This window comes from Priestia sp. TGN 0903 (genome assembly GCF_050846855.1).
GTDB lineage: Bacteria > Bacillota > Bacilli > Bacillales > Bacillaceae_H > Priestia > Priestia zanthoxyli.
Map to the genome: position 1 here is coordinate 261,592 of NZ_JBOZGL010000003.1, position 15,651 is coordinate 277,242.

Genomic DNA, 15,651 nt, shown 5'->3' on the forward strand with positions numbered 1-15,651 from the left:
GGTAGTTCGTGTTTTTTGTTGTTATGTTGAAGATAGATTTCATGTTTTCAATTGCTTCTAGCAGTTGATTGGAGGACAAGGCGAAGACTCCTGCGGGAAAAGCGGAACAGATGAGACCCCCCAGGAGCGTAAGCGACGAGGAGGCTCAGCGGCCGCCTGTGGAAAGCGAAGCCTTGCACGGAAATCAACAGCGGTGTAACAAGCAGCTCAGCTCATGTATACAATTTATTCGTCTTTAGATTAGATTGATTTAGTTATGTCCCAGCCTTTTTTATGGATAAATTTTCTTTTTTTGAATACTAGATAGTAAAAAATGCTATAATGGTTGGCAAAATCATGCAGGGGGAGAACGACTTATGGATATCGTATCAATCACTTCTTTTTTAAGTGTCGCCGCTTTGCTTACGGTTATGCCTGGTCCTGATAACTTATTTGTTTTAGCACAAAGCATATCAAACGGTAAACACGCAGGGATTTCGACTTCATTAGGTCTTTGCACGGGCTTGCTTGGTCATATAGCAGCGGCAACGTTGGGTCTGTCAGCTATTATTTATCAATCAGCTTTAGCATTTGCTATTGTCAAATACGCTGGGGCAGCTTATTTATTATATCTGGCTTATAAGACGTTTACAGCCAAAGATTCCGCTCTCGCTGTTGAAAATAAAGAAGCCATTGAGTACAAGGTGCTATATAAAAAAGGAGTGATTATGAACCTGCTAAATCCAAAAGTTTCGCTTTTTTTTCTTGCTCTTTTACCTCAGTTTGTTAATCATTCAACCGGACACACCACGCAGCAAATGCTTGTTTATGGAGCTGTGTTTTTAGTTCAAGCGCTGATTATCTTTACGTTAATTAGTCTATTTGCAGGGAAAGTAGGGGAGTTTTTGCGAAAATCTCCGGCGCTGTCTAAGCGGCTTAATCTCGTGCAAGGCTCTATCTTTACGCTTATTGGCTTAAAAATTGCTTTTAGTGAGAAATAGCAGAAGATAAGGTGGCGAACCTGCTTTTTATCTCTATTAAGAGGCGTGGACATAGGTTAGTTAAAGGGAGATCCGAACGATAAATCCAATTCGTTCGGATTTTTTATGTTTATGGTAAAATCCAGTTTTTTAAGTTATTGTTCTCTAACCTTTAAGAGGACGAACCCTTCTTGTCCACTTACATATATATATAAAATGAGAGATAAAACATCGGACAAAGCCGGTGTTAACCCCAAGTTCTTTCATATTATGGCTGAAAGGAAAGGTTCACATGAAAAAAGTATGGCTAGATGCAGGGCACGGCGGTACAGATTCAGGCGCTTTAGGAAATAATTTGCGTGAAAAAGATATTACGCTGCAGCTTGTATTACACGCGCGGGCGTATTTAGAGCATAACTATTTAGTAGATGTTCAAGTAACTCGTTCAACCGATGTGTTCGTTTCATTATCAGATCGAGCGAACCGAGCTAATGCATGGGGAGCAGATATATTTGTTTCGATGCACATTAATGCCGGCGGAGGTACTGGATTTGAAACGTATCGCTATCCATCACAAGAGGGAAGTCAATCTTCTCTTTTACAAAAAGAGCTTCATGCAGAGATTTTACCAACCATGCGCAAATTTGGAACGATTGCAGATCGCGGTTTAAAAACAGCTAATTATGCTGTCCTGCGTGAAACAAATATGCCTGCTGTTTTAACTGAAAACTTGTTTATCGATACAACAGCCGACGCTGAAAAATTAAAAAACGCGACGTTTCTTCGTGAAGTGGGAGAAGCACACGCGCGTGGAATTGCTGCGTATTTAAACTTACCTTCTACTAGCGTTACATTCTATATCATTCAATCTGGAGATACGTTTTATAGCATTGCAAAGAAGTATAATATCACCGTTCAGCAGCTGCAGGATGCAAATCCCGGCGTAGATCCTACCAAACTGCAAATTGGGCAGCAGATTGTTCTTCCTGTCACTACGTATACTGTACAAGCAGGAGATACGTTCTATAGCATTGCAAAGAAGTATAATATGACTGTTCAGCAGCTGCAGGATGCAAATACCAGCGTAGATCCTACCAAACTGCAAATTGGGCAGCAAATCATCATTCCCGCTGTTTAATATCTGTAAATAAAAAAGATGACACGGAAGCGTGTCATCTTTTTTATTATTGAACTAATCTTACAAGCATATGGGCAAGGTGATGCTGTTGCTCTTCGTTTCCAACCTTCCACAGTTCGTGAAGAAGGTTTTCCTCTCGGTTGCGCGGCTCTTCATGCTTAGCGAGATAATCAGCTACTTTCTGAGCTGTTTTAGCAAGCTGTTCCTCATTCATCCCTAACTTTTCACCTTTTGAGACCTTGTCCCCTAGATAACTTTTAAATCCTTCGAAGCTAGAGAGAATATCCTCTTTTTTCTCCTCGCTCATAGAATTAATGGCTCCTTCAACTTTTGCTGAATGATTTGTTTCTACAGAATTACTCATAGTTTTTTTCTCCTCTCATGGTTATATTTGGGTGTTAGAAAGCATATTCCCCGAGCATTCAGTAAATAAACGTCCAAATGTGTTATTTTTACATTATGGCGTTTTATAAGGACTTAAAAGGGGAGGTCAAACGAGATTTTACCAACAAATAATAAAATGACAAAAAGACTTTGGATGAAGAGACCAAAGTCTTTTACTAATTTTTATGCTGAAGCATCATACCTCGGGCGTAGGAGTAGGCTTGGCATAGCCTTCCTTATATTTATGATCAATTTCTTGACGAATGTCTTCGATGCTTTTGCCTTTGCTGTAGTCTACTACAGCTTGAGCCGCTATTTCTAAGCAGACACCGCATTTTGTTCCGTGATCATCCCACGTTACTGCGCCGTTTTCTTTGTTTTCAAAGATAAAACAGTCGTAGTTGTTTTGATGATTAGCTTCTTCTCCACATCCGCAGTAGCAAGGAATGTTTTCTAGTAAGGTTTGATGCTTAGCAGCGGCTGCATAAATAAGTTGCATATCTTCGGGCTTGTCACTCAGAAAGGAAGGGAGAGTTTCACTATTTTTTGTTTCTTCTCGTTTATCCCCTAATGTGTGCGGCTGATGTTCTTCATGTTGTGTTGTTTCTGTCTGTTTGTTAGCTGAACTTTCTTTACTTTCGTTTCCACAGCCGGACACCATGCCTGCTGCAAGGACAACTGGTATGACCTTTGATTTCATCATCAAAATGTTCATCCTTTCTTCAATTAAAGATAGAAAATAATATGTACATCCATCACGTTAAAAAGACATCATTCGTCTTTGAAGTCATTCATCAACTTTCTGCAAAATAATTTTCCGATACATACCTTTCAACATGACGCTTGAATTTTCCTTCAAGATAAGCTGATCCCGGCTTGCTTCAAGCATATGTTCAAAAGAGAGGCCAATATCCGTTCCTAGTAATTTTACGAAGAGGCGGAATATTTTTTTAGGAAAAGCCGCGGATTTCTTTTTGGTTTCAAATTTATCAAAAATCAGGATCGTTCCCTTAGGCTTTACTACTCTGGTCATTTCTTTTAAAGCTTGCTTTGCATCAGGTACTACGCTAAGAATCAAGCTTGCTACAACAACATCAAATGAAAAAGAGTCGAATGTTAGCTGCTGAGCGTCCATTTGGTGGAAAGTTATAGACGGGTTTTTGTATTTATCTTTTGCTTTTTGAAGCATTTCACTGGAATAGTCGATGGCTGTTACATTTACTTGATGAGGAATAAAAGCTAAATCGGCACCCGTTCCAACACCTACAAATAAAATGCGCTGCTCAGACGAAAAGGGGACATCTTGAAAGACTTTTTTTCTGGCTCGATAAAACATCCCGTTATTAAAAAAGACATCATAAAAAGGGGCCCAGCACTTATAAATAAATTGGTTCCAGCGGTTATTCACGTAAACCCTCCTAAAAAATAAGCTTTCCAACGCATGCTGGAAAGCTTATAGATTCCATTTATTTTTTCATTTTGAGTAAGCGAAGGCTGTTTAAAATAACAAGTAGCGCTGCTCCTGTATCGCTTAAGACGGCAATCCACAGAGTAAGCCACCCTGGGAAGATAAAGGCTAAGGCAATGACTTTAACAATAATAGAAAACCAAATGTTTTGTTTGATAACAGCTAACGCTTTGCGACTTAGCTTCATTGTATGAGGAAGCTTTTCTAAATTGTCTGCCATCAGGACAATATCAGCTGTTTCCATGGCTGTATCAGTACCAGCACCGCCCATTGCAATGCCAAGATCAGCAGTAGCAAGGGCAGGGGCATCGTTAATTCCATCTCCAACCATAGCCGTTTGATACCCTTCATGTTGAAGCTGCTGTATGGCCTTTACTTTGTCTTCAGGCAGCAAATCAGCGAAATAGCGGTCTACCCGAGACTGAGAAGCAATCATTTTAGCTGTTCCTTCGTTATCACCGGTTAACATCACAATTTGCTGCATTCCGTTTTGCTTAAGGCTTTCTAAAGCAGATACGGTTGTATGTCTGATGGTATCAGCTACGCTAATAATGCCTAGAACACTTTTAGCTGTTCCGACAATAATAATCGTTTTACCTTCGTTTTGAAGCTTTTCAATCTGAGACCAGCAGTGTGTTAGAGGTGTTCCTAAATCTGAGAATAATTTTGCATTACCTGCGTAATAAACCGTGTCTTGAATTGTTGCTTGCACGCCTTTTCCCGTAAGAATTTTAAAATTTGATCCTTGTAAAGAAACAACTTTTTTCTCCGCAGTATAATCCACGATAGCGCGGGCAATAGGGTGATTTGAATAATCTTCAAGCGTTTTGGTTATCGCTAAAAGCTGATTTTCTTCAGCAGCAAGGGAAACAACTTCTGAAACGGCTGGTTTGCCTTCTGTTAGCGTTCCTGTTTTATCAAAAGCAATCGCATTGATTGCACCGGCTTTTTCTAAAAACGTCCCGCCTTTAATGAGCACGCCATTTTTCGCCGCGTTTCCAATCGCAGATACAATGGCGACGGGAGTCGAAATGACTAGAGCGCATGGACAAGCGACAACTAATAATTCAAGCCCTTTGTAAAACCACTCGCTCCATGCACCATCAAACAGGGGAGGGATGACCATAATGAATAAAGCTAAAATAAAGACAATAGGTGTGTAAATGGTTGCAAATTTATCAACAAATGCTTGAGTCGGCGCTTTTTTCTCCTGTGCTTCTTCCACTAAATGAATGATTTTAGAAATGGTCGTATCTTCGACTAGCTTTGTTACTTTAATTTCTAAAGATCCGCTTTCGTTAATCGTGCCGGCATAGACAGCATCGCCCATTACTTTATCAACGGGAATAGATTCACCTGTAATAGGAGCTTGGTTGATACTGGATTCCCCGTTTATAATTTCACCATCGAGCGGAATTCGGTCTCCTGGCTTTACGACAATCGTGCTGCCAATTGAAATATCTTCCGCAGCTTTTTTAATCAGCTGCCCGTTTTCCTTTACCCATGCTTCAGAAGGAGCTAAATCCATCAAACCTCGTATCGAGTTTCTTGTTTGTTCAATTGATCTTGTTTGCAGAGCTACACCTAAAGCAAACAGCCAAACGACCGTAGCGCCTTCAAGCCATTCACCAATAACAGCTGCTCCAAGTGCTGCAACGGTCATTAAAACATTCATGTCTAAAGAACGGCTTTTGATTCCGTAATAAGCACTTTTAGCCGGCTTATATCCACTAACAATCATAGCAATAGCGTACAGTACAGTTGTCATATAAGAAGCAATTCCTGTATGAGAACCGATAAAACCTAGTGCGATGAGAATACCTGAAAAAATAATCGGACCATTTTTGCCTTTATGGTGCCGAGATTCAGCGGGCTGCCTGCTGCTGGTCACTAAAGTAGCGGTATACCCAGCTTTAGATACTTCTTTAATAATGTCATCAGCTTCATTATCATGTTCAATTTGTGCTTTTCCCGTTGAAAAGTTAACGCGTACGTCTTTGACAGCAGGAACTGTTTTTAAATGATTCACAATCGTGTTTGCACAAGCTGCACAGTCCATTCCTTCAATCAAATACGTTTTCATTTTCTTATTTGATTGAATAGGCTCAATACTAAAGCCCAGTCTTTCCACTGAGTTTGGAATGAGTGACAGAGCTGATTCACTTGCCGCCGCCACTTGAAGCTTTCCTGTATTGTAGTTGATTGCTACGTGTTGAATATCGTTTAACGTTTTTAAACTTTTTTCAATCGTAGCAGCACAAGAAGGACAATCCATTCCATACACGCGGTATTCAGCCGTTTCTTCTATGTCACTGCCTGTTGCTATATCGTGATCACTGCAGCAAGAATGCTGGCTTTTATCGGTCGTTAACGCACTTGTATCTGAACAGCAGCTGTGACTGTGTGCGTGACTCTTTGTACTACAGGAAGAAGGTTCTTCAGTAGGTGCGGCTTCTGAAGAAGAGGAGCAGCAGGGGCTGTTCTCAATTTCTGATGAAGAGGGGCCGCTGCAGCAGCTTCCGGTATGGTGATGATGTTTTTTATCTTCGTGTTTCATTGTGTCCCACTCCCTATACGGTAAGAAAAACTTAAATGGTTACATCTTCTTTTTTAGCAAACATAATATCAATTACTTGTTTAATATGTGCATCCCTTAAAGAATAAAAAGCTAACTTTCCTTCTTTGCGATAATTGGCAATTCCTATATTTCGCAGCAGTCTTAAGTGATGAGAAGCAGTAGCAACCGTAGAGCCTACAATGTTGGCTACGTCACATACACATAATTCCTCACCTTTATAAAGGGCTAATACGATTTTCAGCCGCGTTTCATCTCCCAACGCTTTGAACATCGTAGAAATATCCTGAACAGCTTCAACATCGATAGAAGGCTTAATACGATTCACCTTTTCTTCGTTAAAACAATAAATATCACAGCGGTCTTTTGGCATGATTTCCTCCTTCATTCAAACATTCAAATGATTGTTTGTTTATAATATATGTCAATTTTAAAAAATGTTCAAACATTTATTGATTATTCGGACTTTTTTTCTGAGCAAAACATAAATATAGAAAGAATAAATATGAAAAGTATGCCTATTAGTGTATGTACTGTGGACTAAATGGTGCGGACAAAAAGAGAATGACTTTACGTGTAGAACAAAACAAAAAGCCACCCCTATAGGTAGCCTTTCAATGACTTTTAAAAATGAGAGAAATAACCGAATACAGCGCAAATTATGTTCATTTGGTTATCGTTTTAATCGATTAAATAATAAATCTGCTGCATTATTTAACACCTTGTCCGATTCTTTTAATCGCTTGTCTGAGTTTTCTAAATAGGATTGAGCAGATAATACAACATCTAATGGATCCTTGACATTTTTCTTTTCGGTGCATACTAAATGACCTACATTATTTTTCCAATGAATCGTGCATTTAAAATTCACAAATGTATCATCGCTCGTTCTCAAACGCAAATGCCTGATGATGGGGTTAGATGAAGAGTGCTGTGACAGCATCCACATTGCTTGTTTCCGGTCGTCTTTATGAATAATGCTCCACAGACTGGAGACTGAAGAAAAATAAGAATGTGCTTGACTAGAAAAATGCAGGATTTTACCTTCTTGATTTAATTGAAAGTAAGGAACGGGGATCCATTTAAGTATGTTACTTTCCATCATGCACCTCTCCCAACTTAAGTAATCTCTTTTACCATATCACAATTACCTAATATTTGTATGATTTTTATCATTTTTCCCACTCTTTTCTCCATTTTAAGCTGTAAAAGCTACCGAATTATTCAGTTTACAACACTTGAAAAAGGAACGTGTGTTCGGTAAACTAAAAATTAAAGGAGCGAATTCTATGGAACGGCTATTTCAAGAAAGCTACTCTTCGAAACGACCTGTTGAAATTATTTATATGGATGATAAAGGATGTTTGACACAGCGATTTATCATTGTGTATAAAATTGATCCTCAGAGCGTAAAAGCTTGGTGCTTACTAAGGAACGAGAAACGAACGTTTAAAATAGAGAATATCCTTTCATGCGGATTCAGCAATAAAAGGAAAAGCAGTTTTAGGCAGAAAGCTCACTCAATTTAAGAGGGGCTTTTTCATATCATTTCCTCTTATGGCGTGTGAGTTATTTTCATACACTATATCCACCAGAAAGGGGAATGAACATGACATTAAACCAAGGAAAGAAAACTAAACATATTGCTAAAGGGAGCAAGGACGGAGAAAATATGACAATGCAGGGTGAGAAAAAACAGCATGAAGCACAAAGTACCTCTTTGTCTCATAATAATTGTCGTGCAAACCTTGACGGAGATTAATCTAGAAAAGGAAAGCTTTCGTCTCCGAAGCTTTCCTTTTTTTGTGTATATCGCATTTCTAAGTTAACTCGTATTTTCCTGAGCCAATCACAATATAGTCTTTCGCTTCACGTGTTCATACTATCCTATCTCGCATCCTTCGTTTTTAGAATCATTTTTCTGACGTTCTTGCAACACTGGGTCTACTATATTACTCATAAGCGAACCTCAGCCTTAACGGGAAAGAAAAGGGGAAATGAAGATAAAAATTCTGCGTTTCTTCATTATAATAAGAAAAAACGATCTGTTTACTAGTATTTAAATCTTTCGAAAAATCAAAATAAATAATGATTGATTTCGTCACTTTATTGTGGTTTCATAATAAAGTGTAAAAAGACCATTTTTCTTTCAGAGAGAAATGAGATAGAGTACTTCTGTGTTGATTCTTTCTTTTGAATATAGTATACATACAGGGGTATAGAAATTAATTGGGAGGAAAACATGGCGATATTATATATGAGCATAGGTATTTTACTTTTATTAATTTGTTACAGTTTTTATAAACGCTATGTGCCGGTGCAAGGAATAAAGAAAGTGACGACCGCCGACTGTGCTTCTACAACGATTTCGTATGTAGATGTTCGTCATTTTCATGAAATGAAACAAAACCCCTGTCAAAAAGCAATCCATATTCCGCTTCCTTATTTAGAGAGACAGCATGAGGAAATTCCATATAAAGAAGTGGTCGTAATTGTTCCTGACAGCATTTCCCGAAATTTAAGCATTCGGCAGCTAAAAAAACATGGATATCAGGTCAAAGGATACATGTGTGCGGAAAGATGTGTATAATAAAAAAACGGCAAATAAGCCTTAAACGACTTTGATATAGAAGGATATAATAGATAAGCTAAGCGATACTCATTTCAAAATGGGTATCTTTTTTTGCTTTAAGGATTAAGAAGCGGAGTGGAGATCGGTTTCTTTTGGTTCAACAGCTACTGAGTCTTTTAGCGTATTTTTATGACAAAAGGTTTGAAAAATCCCTTTTGTGGTAAAAAAAAACGTAGTTCTACTAGTGCATAGACAGAGGTTTAATAGGAAGTTATAATTTAGGCAATTACATAAAAGGGGAGTAAGCTAAGGAAGGTGAATAGATGTGCGAAAGATAAAGCGGTTGCTATTTCTGTTCATTTGTATAGCGGTTGTAATTGTTGCGTATGAGATGATTCGATATCCGATTGAAAACAATGCTGCAAGTGTGCAGCAGCATTTGCGAAATTGGGAGCATAAAGAAAGTATTGATGGTTCTGCAAGGATTACGCTGCAAGATTTTAAACGGGTTGATCACTCTAATACATACATAGCCTTATTCTCCATACCTGGTGATAAAGAAGGAATGGCCGTATTGAAGCAAGGATGGAACAAACGCCTGCGTATTGAAGTCAGTACCAAAATGAGCAATTTAGTGGATTATGATGATATCCATACAAATAAAGGTACATATGCGCTGTTTACAGGAACAAATAGAAGTAAACAAATTGAGCGCGTAAAGGCGGCTTTGGTGCACGATACATATACAATTGATGCCGCGGTTCCAAAAAGTGATTATTTTGTGCTGTATGAAAAAATACCGAGTCATATTAAACATCCGTTTCCAGCAACGACAACGCTGCTAGATAAAGCAGGGGATGATATCACGGTTAAAGAATTTATGGACCAAGAGCTGCGTGAATAACACGTGGCTTTTTTCTATAATAAAAAGCTTTTTAAAAAAATTCACGTTTTGTTCATATTTTCGAAAGAAAGAATTTTAAGCAAAAAAATCAAATATTTGCTACAAAACAAAGGGGAATTAACGGGCAAAATAAGTTTCATACAGGGCGTCACATTTTCTTTGAAAATTTGTCACAAAATATTCAATTATGTCGATGTGTATTGATATATCAATGTTGAAGCAAACATGCAAAGCTAATTTTGCAGTTATTCCTAAAGAAATAGTTAAGAAATGGGAGCTGAATCCTTTTATTTACATTTATTCATACCAAATTATGTGATAGAATATCGCAAGGTTGAAGCACTCTAACCCCATTGGTACAGTCACTATATTAGAATATTTTTAATATAAAAAAATAAAGCAAAAGGGACGAAAAAAATGTCATTTTGTATTACAATAGTAGTGGCCTACAAATAAGGGGGAAGAGAGTCTGTATAAAAATGTCGTTATCTAGCGAAAGATAGCGCATTTTGAATGTTCATCAATATAGGCTTCGCATCATGTGTTGTTAGAAAGGAGAGTTTTAAGTGAAACCAAAAAAAGGATTTTGGAAGCTAGTAGGTTTACTATCTGCGCTTTCACTAGTATTTTTGAGCGGTTGTTCAAAACTTGCTGTATTGAACCCGCAAGGTCCTGTTGCAAAAACGCAATCTGATTTAATCATTTGGTCTATGTGGATGATGTTGATCGTGGTTGTTGTCGTATTTGCTATTTTTATATTTGTTCTTGTCAAATATCGTGAAAAACCTGAAAACATGGACTATGAGCCACCTGAGCAAGAAGGTAACTTAAAGATGGAGGTTATTTGGACAGCATTCCCAATCATCATCTTAATTCTATTAGCAGTGCCAACTGTTAAAGCGATCTACTCTGCAGAAGAAGTACCGGCAGAATCAAAGGATAAAGATCCAATCGTGATTCACGTTACATCTGCAAACTGGAAATGGATTTTCAGTTATCCGGAACAAAATATCGAGACGGTTAACTACGTAAACATTCCAGCAGATACGCCAGTGAAATTTGAGTTAACGGCTCAAGGACCTATGAACTCATTCTGGGTACCAGAACTTGGCGGACAAAAATATTCGATGAACAATATGTCAATGCCATTATACTTAGAAGCTGATAAGCCTGGTTCTTATATGGGACGTAGTGCTAACTTCTCGGGTGAACATTTCACTCAAATGCAGTTCGAAGTTCAAGCTCAAACGGACAAAGACTTCAAAGAGTGGGTTAGTGACGTAAAAGGTACAGCTGGTAAATTGACTGAAAAGAAATATGATCAAATCCTAAGCCCAGGCGTTGTTGGTCGTCAAACTTACAACGGTACACATTTAAAATGGATTGACCATGCAAAAGATGTATACATTCCTGGCAAAGAGCTAGAACGTGGTACAGGACATGATCACAGCAAGATGAAAGAAGACGAAAAAACGAGTAATGAAGAAATGGAAAACATGGATCACTCAAATCATGAATAACATTCATTTATTACACTAAATAACGTAATGATTGGGGGAAGACATAATGAAGCTAGATGAATTTTTCGTCACTGGCGAACCTATGATTTACGCTGCTGACGCAGCAATCGCTATGACGGTCATCGGTATCGTTTTTGTCTTAACATATTTCAAGAAATGGAAATGGTTATGGACAGAATGGTTAACAACAGTTGACCATAAAAGACTCGGTGTCATGTACATCCTTTCAGCTGTATTAATGCTTTTCCGCGGCGGAATTGATGGAATCATGATGCGTATGCAGCTTGCATTCCCGGGTATGAACATTTTAGATGAACATCACTACAACGGAGTCTTCACGGCTCACGGTGTTATCATGATCTTATTCATGGCAATGCCATTTATTATCGGACTAATGAACGTAATCGTTCCATTACAAATTGGTGCGCGTGACGTAGCATATCCGTTCTTAAACGCAATCAGTTTCTGGACATTCTTTATGGGAGCAATGCTATTTAACCTTTCTTTCGTAATCGGAGGAGCTCCTGATGCAGGTTGGACAAGTTACTTCCCGCTTGCAGGTAAAGAATTCAGTGAGGGTATCGGAAATAACTTCTATGCCGTTTCACTACAGATTGCTGGTGCTGGTACATTAATGACTGGTATCAACTTCTTTGTAACAATTTTAAAAATGCGTGCCCCTGGCATGACAATGATGAAAATGCCAATGTTTACTTGGTCAATCTTCATCACATCAATTATTATCATTTTCGCGTTCCCTGTATTAACAGTAGCGCTTGCACTTATGACACTTGACCGTGTATTCGGAACAGCCTTCTTTACAATGGCTAACGGCGGTCTTCCAATGATGTGGGCTAACTTATTCTGGATTTGGGGTCACCCTGAAGTATATATCGTTATTTTACCGGTATTCGGTGTCTTCTCAGAAGTTATCAGTACACATTCTCGTAAGAACTTATTCGGTTATAAAGCAATGGTAGTATCAATGGTCGGTATCGCATTCTTAAGTTACCTTGTATGGGTGCATCACTTCTTTACAATGGGTAACTCACCGTCAGTTAACTCGTTCTTCTCAATCACAACGATGTTAATTGCAGTACCAACCGGAGTTAAAATCTTTAACTGGCTCTTTACAATGTATAAAGGACGTATCAAATTTACGACTGCGATGCTTTGGTCATTAGCGTTTATTCCAAACTTCGTAATCGGTGGGGTAACAGGGGTTATGCTTGCGATGGCATCAGCCGATTATCAATATCATAACAGTTACTTCCTAATCGCTCACTTCCACTATGTATTAATCTCTGGTACAGTGTTTGGCTGTTTCGCAGGTTTATACTTCTGGTATCCGAAAATTTTCGGTCACACGTTGAACGAAAAATTAGGAAAAATTTCATTCTGGATTTTTGTTGTTGGATTTAACGTATGTTTCTTCCCACAATTCTTCCTAGGTTTAGACGGTATGACTCGTCGTATGCAAACTTATGCAGACAACCTTGGCTGGAACGGATTAAACTTAGTTTCAACAATCGGTGCATTCTTAATGGGTCTTGGCTTCTTCGTATTAGTAGTTAACTTATTATACAGTGCATGGAAAAACAAACGCGACACTGCAAACGATCCTTGGGACGGTCGTACACTTGAGTGGTGGACTAAATCACCAGTTCAAGCTTACAACTTTGCAGTAATTCCTCATGTGAAAGAAATGGATGCATTCTGGCACATGAAAAAACGTAATGAAACAGAAATTAAAGCAGAAGACTTAAAACCAATTCACTTACCAAGCAACTCTGGTGTGCCGTTTATCTCAGGTATTTTCTGGTTTATCGGTGGATTTGGCTTAGTATTTGAATGGATTCCAATGGCAATCGTTGGATTAGCAGGTATTTTTGCTTGTATGCTTGCTCGTTCATTTGATTATGATCCGGGCTTCTATGTAAAAGTAGATGAAATCAAGAAGGTTGAAGGAATTACAGGGGGTGACAAATAATGGCAGGACATTTAGATAAATCATTGCCGTTAGAATACCAAGAAGAACAAAGTCGCCTGAATATCCTTGGATTCTGGATTTTCTTAGGTGCCGAGATCGCGTTGTTCTCTACGCTGTTCGTAACGTACTTAACGTACCATACACGTACAGCGGGTGGCCCTACTGCAGAAGAACTGTTCGTTGTTAAAGATTTTATGATCGAAACGCTGTTACTACTATTCAGTAGTTTCACGATGGGAATTGCCATCTTTAAAATGCGTAATAATGATTTAAAAGGACTTTTAGTTTGGTTTGTTATTACACTTGTTCTTGGTGGAGGATTCCTTTTCTACGAAATTCGTGAGTTTTACATGTACGCAGTTCACGAAGGTGCAACAATGCAAACAAGTGCCTTCTTATCAGGGTTCTTTACACTACTTGGAACGCACGGTCTTCACGTAACAGTCGGTGTATTCTGGGCAATCAGTATTATTATTCAATTAGTAAGACGAGGATTAACACCAGTTACTGCTCGTAAAGTATTTATTATCGGTTTATACTGGCATTTCCTTGATGTTGTATGGATCTTCATCTTCACGCTTGTATACTTGAACGGATTGGTGGGATAAGACATGGAAAATAAACAAGGCCAAAAAGCAGGTTTTCCGCTTAGTCATGTATTTGGGCTTATCCTTTCACTAGCCTTAACATTCGCAGCGCTTGGTTTAGTAGTGCTAGCTGATCTATCAAGAAGCATTACGATGACTCTTATCATGATCCTAGCGTTATTACAAGCAGCAATGCAGCTAGTAATGTTCATGCACATGACTGAAAGTGAAAATGGTAAAGTACAGGTTGCAAATATTCTTTACAGTTTCTTTATTGCACTTTGTATCGTTGTTGGTACACTGTGGATTCTTGCAGCTCACTTTAACCATTAAAAATAAAACCACTTACTTCGGTAAGTGGTTTATTTTTTTTCATTCAGTTTATATTTCAACGTTTGATATTCTCCCGTAGCCACTTTTTTTACTACTTTTCCTTTATCATCTCTATAAACATTTACTTGTTCGTATACTTCAATTCGGTATCCGCCTCTTTTTTCTGTTTTAACATGAACTTCTTTGACCGACATATTTAATTGTTCCGCAGCGTCTTCATCAGCAGAAGTTTCAACAGCTCCTCCATCAAGTGAAAGGTGAGATAAGCTGTCAAACGACTGCTGGGAATTGTTATCAACATAGCTTGTCACGACTAAAATGCCGGCAAAAAACAATACTAAAAAAAGCGTCCGGACTTTTATCTTCATCTTAAAACACCCCCGTAAACTGACAAACAAGCACGACTGCACCTAATATCCAAACGTAAATCGCAAACGTTTTTAACGAATGATGCTTTAAATAATTGACCATCCATTTTACCGCTACATAACCGAATAAAGCAGATGAAAGGGTAGCGACGAATAAAAAGAAAACGGAGAGCTGCTCGACTTCACCTGTGACTACATCTTTTAACTGAAGTAACACTGCTCCGCAAATGGCCGGAGTCGACAATAAAAAGGAAAAATAAGCGGCTGTTTCACGGTCTAATTTTCGCATTAACGCAGCTACCATCGTTAAGCCAGACCTGGATACAGCAGGGAATATCGCAGCTGCTTGAAACGAGCCGATAAAAAAAGCATCTCCGTATGAAATATGATCCATTTTTTTATAGCCATTTTTTACGGAATCACCAAACCATAACAGCAGTCCCGTCGCAAGAAATTCCCAGCCGATCGTTAAGCCTGATTTAGAAATGCTGTCAAAATAGTCTTTAAACAAAAGACCAATCGCAACTGCAGGGATCGTTCCTATCACTAAAAGCCCTGTAAGCTTGCTAAACGGATGCCGAATAATATGCCATAGCTCACGCTTATAAAAGACAAACACAGCAAGCAGAGTGCCCATGTGCAGCATCGTATCTAAATACAATCCTGCATCGTCTAAGCCAAATAAGTGGCGCCCTAAATACAAATGCCCCGTGCTGCTTATCGGTAAAAACTCTGTAAGCCCCTGAATGATTCCCAAAATAAATGCTTCAAACCACGACATCTTATCACCTCATACAGCGTGTCCTTATTAGTAGTGTATAGAGGAAGTTCTGAGAACATGACAAAAACATGG

The 15,651-nt window shown here is 38.6% G+C and carries 19 protein-coding genes; 11 read left to right on the forward strand and 8 right to left on the reverse strand.

Features of this window, described 5'->3' with window-relative positions; all coding sequences use genetic code 11:
• Window positions 1–64: 64 nt before the first annotated feature.
• The 3 genes from ACRPLY_RS12235 (at window position 65) to ACRPLY_RS12245 (ending at window position 2,097) form a co-directional block, all read left to right on the forward strand.
• A complete protein-coding gene (locus tag ACRPLY_RS12235) occupies window positions 65–199 on the forward strand; it encodes a hypothetical protein (RefSeq protein ID WP_257041289.1) in 135 nt (44 codons plus the stop codon).
• Window positions 200–356: 157 nt separating this feature from the next.
• Complete coding sequence (locus ACRPLY_RS12240; RefSeq protein WP_325077162.1) at window positions 357–980, forward strand: LysE family translocator; 624 nt, start codon at window positions 357–359, stop codon at window positions 978–980.
• Window positions 981–1,251: 271 nt separating this feature from the next.
• Window positions 1,252–2,097, forward strand: a complete 846-nt coding sequence (locus ACRPLY_RS12245; RefSeq protein WP_325077161.1) for an N-acetylmuramoyl-L-alanine amidase — start codon at window positions 1,252–1,254, stop codon at window positions 2,095–2,097.
• 46 nt (window positions 2,098–2,143) lie between these two features.
• Here ACRPLY_RS12245 and ACRPLY_RS12250 read toward each other — a convergent pair whose 3' ends face one another.
• From ACRPLY_RS12250 to ACRPLY_RS12275, 6 genes are all read right to left on the reverse strand, one after another.
• The gene (locus ACRPLY_RS12250; RefSeq protein ID WP_014459329.1) at window positions 2,144–2,461 is read right to left on the reverse strand and encodes a DUF3243 domain-containing protein; all 318 of its coding nucleotides are present in this window, start codon (window positions 2,459–2,461) and stop codon (window positions 2,144–2,146) included.
• Window positions 2,462–2,677: 216 nt separating this feature from the next.
• Window positions 2,678–3,184 carry a PCYCGC motif-containing (lipo)protein gene (locus ACRPLY_RS12255; protein WP_028414430.1) on the reverse strand — a complete coding sequence of 169 codons (507 nt, stop codon included), beginning with the start codon at window positions 3,182–3,184 and terminating at the stop codon, window positions 2,678–2,680.
• A gap of 84 nt (window positions 3,185–3,268) precedes the next feature.
• Window positions 3,269–3,889 (reverse strand): class I SAM-dependent methyltransferase, encoded by a 621-nt coding sequence (locus ACRPLY_RS12260; protein ID WP_028414429.1) that lies wholly within the window; start codon window positions 3,887–3,889, stop codon window positions 3,269–3,271.
• A 58-nt stretch (window positions 3,890–3,947) separates the two neighbouring features.
• Window positions 3,948–6,506 carry a heavy metal translocating P-type ATPase gene (locus ACRPLY_RS12265; protein ID WP_098113276.1) on the reverse strand — a complete coding sequence of 853 codons (2,559 nt, stop codon included), beginning with the start codon at window positions 6,504–6,506 and terminating at the stop codon, window positions 3,948–3,950.
• 31 nt (window positions 6,507–6,537) lie between these two features.
• The gene (locus tag ACRPLY_RS12270; protein WP_028414427.1) at window positions 6,538–6,897 is read right to left on the reverse strand and encodes an ArsR/SmtB family transcription factor; all 360 of its coding nucleotides are present in this window, start codon (window positions 6,895–6,897) and stop codon (window positions 6,538–6,540) included.
• Between the two features lie 300 nt (window positions 6,898–7,197).
• Entirely contained in the window at window positions 7,198–7,626 is a 429-nt protein-coding gene (locus ACRPLY_RS12275; protein ID WP_223546161.1) for a PAS domain-containing protein, read from the reverse strand.
• Between the two features lie 187 nt (window positions 7,627–7,813).
• On the opposite strand from ACRPLY_RS12275, the gene ACRPLY_RS12280 reads away from it, so the two are divergent.
• The 8 genes from ACRPLY_RS12280 to qoxD all read left to right on the forward strand — a co-directional run bounded on the left by ACRPLY_RS12280 (window position 7,814) and on the right by qoxD (window position 14,430).
• The gene (locus ACRPLY_RS12280) at window positions 7,814–8,053 is read left to right on the forward strand and encodes a hypothetical protein (protein ID WP_155010009.1); all 240 of its coding nucleotides are present in this window, start codon (window positions 7,814–7,816) and stop codon (window positions 8,051–8,053) included.
• Window positions 8,054–8,133: 80 nt separating this feature from the next.
• Window positions 8,134–8,286: a hypothetical protein gene (locus tag ACRPLY_RS12285; RefSeq protein ID WP_165573530.1), complete on the forward strand. Its 153-nt coding sequence runs from the start codon at window positions 8,134–8,136 to the stop codon at window positions 8,284–8,286.
• Window positions 8,287–8,766: 480 nt separating this feature from the next.
• Window positions 8,767–9,114: a rhodanese sulfurtransferase gene (locus ACRPLY_RS12290; RefSeq protein WP_028409228.1), complete on the forward strand. Its 348-nt coding sequence runs from the start codon at window positions 8,767–8,769 to the stop codon at window positions 9,112–9,114.
• A gap of 307 nt (window positions 9,115–9,421) precedes the next feature.
• Window positions 9,422–10,000, forward strand: a complete 579-nt coding sequence (locus ACRPLY_RS12295; RefSeq protein ID WP_013057828.1) for a hypothetical protein — start codon at window positions 9,422–9,424, stop codon at window positions 9,998–10,000.
• A 566-nt stretch (window positions 10,001–10,566) separates the two neighbouring features.
• The gene (qoxA, locus tag ACRPLY_RS12300; protein WP_013057827.1) at window positions 10,567–11,520 is read left to right on the forward strand and encodes a cytochrome aa3 quinol oxidase subunit II; all 954 of its coding nucleotides are present in this window, start codon (window positions 10,567–10,569) and stop codon (window positions 11,518–11,520) included.
• Between the two features lie 46 nt (window positions 11,521–11,566).
• Entirely contained in the window at window positions 11,567–13,510 is a 1,944-nt protein-coding gene (gene qoxB, locus ACRPLY_RS12305; RefSeq protein ID WP_013083896.1) for a cytochrome aa3 quinol oxidase subunit I, read from the forward strand.
• Window positions 13,510–14,118: a cytochrome aa3 quinol oxidase subunit III gene (gene qoxC, locus ACRPLY_RS12310; RefSeq protein WP_013057825.1), complete on the forward strand. Its 609-nt coding sequence runs from the start codon at window positions 13,510–13,512 to the stop codon at window positions 14,116–14,118. Before qoxB ends, qoxC begins: the two co-directional genes overlap by 1 nt.
• 3 nt (window positions 14,119–14,121) lie before the next feature.
• Window positions 14,122–14,430, forward strand: a complete 309-nt coding sequence (gene qoxD / locus ACRPLY_RS12315; RefSeq protein WP_013057824.1) for a cytochrome aa3 quinol oxidase subunit IV — start codon at window positions 14,122–14,124, stop codon at window positions 14,428–14,430.
• Between the two features lie 29 nt (window positions 14,431–14,459).
• Here qoxD and ACRPLY_RS12320 read toward each other — a convergent pair whose 3' ends face one another.
• Together ACRPLY_RS12320 and ACRPLY_RS12325 are read right to left on the reverse strand one after the other, a co-directional pair.
• Window positions 14,460–14,798: a hypothetical protein gene (locus tag ACRPLY_RS12320; protein WP_028414424.1), complete on the reverse strand. Its 339-nt coding sequence runs from the start codon at window positions 14,796–14,798 to the stop codon at window positions 14,460–14,462.
• Window position 14,799: 1 nt separating this feature from the next.
• On the reverse strand, window positions 14,800–15,579 hold the full coding sequence (locus tag ACRPLY_RS12325) for an undecaprenyl-diphosphate phosphatase (RefSeq protein WP_325077159.1): 780 nt from the start codon (window positions 15,577–15,579) through the stop codon (window positions 14,800–14,802).
• Window positions 15,580–15,651: the final 72 nt, after the last annotated feature.